At 62.8% G+C, this 1,652-nt stretch carries 2 protein-coding genes and 1 pseudogene; 1 reads left to right on the top strand and 2 read right to left on the bottom strand.

Annotated elements, in window-relative coordinates; all coding sequences use genetic code 11:
- Window positions 1-118: 118 nt before the first annotated feature.
- Both tnpB and tnpA read right to left on the bottom strand, forming a co-directional pair.
- Window positions 119-472, bottom strand: a complete 354-nt coding sequence (gene tnpB, locus AiwAL_RS19410) for an IS66 family insertion sequence element accessory protein TnpB (RefSeq protein ID WP_262313399.1) — start codon at window positions 470-472, stop codon at window positions 119-121.
- Complete coding sequence (tnpA, locus tag AiwAL_RS19405) at window positions 453-908, bottom strand: IS66-like element accessory protein TnpA (RefSeq protein ID WP_262313398.1); 456 nt, start codon at window positions 906-908, stop codon at window positions 453-455. The genes tnpB and tnpA overlap by 20 nt, the downstream gene beginning before the upstream one ends.
- A 91-nt stretch (window positions 909-999) precedes the next feature.
- Between tnpA and AiwAL_RS19400 the strand changes: the two are divergent.
- A pseudogene (locus AiwAL_RS19400) lies at window positions 1,000-1,512 on the top strand (transposase); the annotation flags it as partial.
- Window positions 1,513-1,652: the final 140 nt, after the last annotated feature.

The following is a 1,652-nucleotide window of genomic DNA, read 5'->3' as shown; positions in this document are numbered from 1 at the left end:
CAACGCCGCGATCTCGGCACTGTGGGCCAAGATCAATGCTTCCACATCCTTCGGTGACCGCGCGCGTTCCATCGTGATCTTGAATCGGACCCGTCCGTCCGCGTCAAGGGGGCTGTCGTTACCCCATGCTGCGATATCGCCGCTCGGGATGGCGGCGCACCGCCGCAAGGTCGATGCCGTCCAGCAACCAATGCAGCTCTTCCGTTGTCAGCGTCAGCACCGCCTGCTGACCGCGCGGCCAGAAAAACCGATCCTCCTCAAGACGCTTCAGGACCAGCAAAAATCCCGAGCGATCATAAAACAAAAGCTTCACCCGATTGCGCCGCTTGTTGCAGAATGCGTAGACCGCGCGGGCCATCGGATCGAGCCCCATCGCCTGCTCAACCAAAATCGCCAGGCTGTTGATCCCGGCCCTGAAGTCGATCGGCTCGCGGTGCAGGTAGACGCTCAGATCAGCCAACAGGCGGAACATCGCAATGCCCCAATGCACCGATCATGGCCGCAACCAACTGCGGGGCGCATCCCTCGAGCGACAGCGTCACCCCATTGGGCATCCTCGCTTGCAGCCGCGCGGACGACATCACAGGCTGCGTCCGTTCAACCGCGTTCGCCCCAACGCCCATCGCCGCAGGCAAAGCTGCCGTCTCAACGCGCACAAATGCCGCAGGGTCGGGCAACTGCGCCGCAACCGGCTCCACCCCCGGCACCCCAGCCTGTCGATGCCGCACAACCCATTTGCGCAGCAGATTGGCGTTCACCCCGTGCTGCAATGCCACGCCCGCAAGCGATACCCCAGGCCGAAAGCACGCCTCGATCAAGCGTTCCTTGCTGGCCGGATCATAGCGCCGACGCCCATCGCGCCTCACGCCCGTTATTTCCAGACCATGCGGTCCAATCCGCTCCATCATAAGTATCCACCTCCCGTAAGTGGACACCTATTCCCAGCAGCCCGCCACCCGGCCTAGGTGCGCCGAAATTCGCGCTTACGGAGAAGCAGCCATGAAGTACTATGCCGGGTTGGATGTATCATTGGAAGAGACCGCGATTTGCATCGTTGACGACATGGGATGCATCGTGCGCGAGGCGCGTGCGGCGAGCGATCCTGTCGTACTCGTCGCGTTCTTCGAGGCGTGTGGGATGGTGATGGAGCGCGTCGGGCTTGAAGCCTGCTCGCTGACCGCGTGGCTGCATGAAGGGCTTTCGGCAGCAGGAGTGCCCGCGATTTGCATTGAAACCCGTCAGGCGAAGGCAGCGATGGGAGCGATGCCGAACAAGACCGACCGCAACGATGCTCGTGGGATCGCGCAGATCATGCGCACCGGCTGGTATCGGGCGGTGCATGTGAAGAGCCCCTCCTGCCGGTCTTGGCGAGCGTTGCTGACGGCGCGGCGGATGGTGCTGAACAAACGGCGCGATATCGAGAACGAACTGCGGGCATTGCTGCGAGAGGCATGGCTCAAGGTCGGCAAGGTGAGCCGCAAGGACTTCCCTGTGCGGGTGCGGGAGCTGGCCGCTGAACCGCGCCGGGAATCCTGGAGGCCATTTTGTTTGACTCAGGCGACCATAGCCAGCTCGTTCAGTTGTTCATAGTAGCGCGCCTCGGCCTCGGCGGGTGGGATGTTGCCGATCGGCTCGAGGAGACGCCGGTGGTT

This window comes from Acidiphilium sp. AL (assembly GCF_025499445.1).
Taxonomy (GTDB): domain Bacteria; phylum Pseudomonadota; class Alphaproteobacteria; order Acetobacterales; family Acetobacteraceae; genus Acidiphilium; species Acidiphilium iwatense.
Note: the sequence above shows the minus strand (reverse complement) of the source record. Positions and strands in the feature narration are given on the sequence as shown.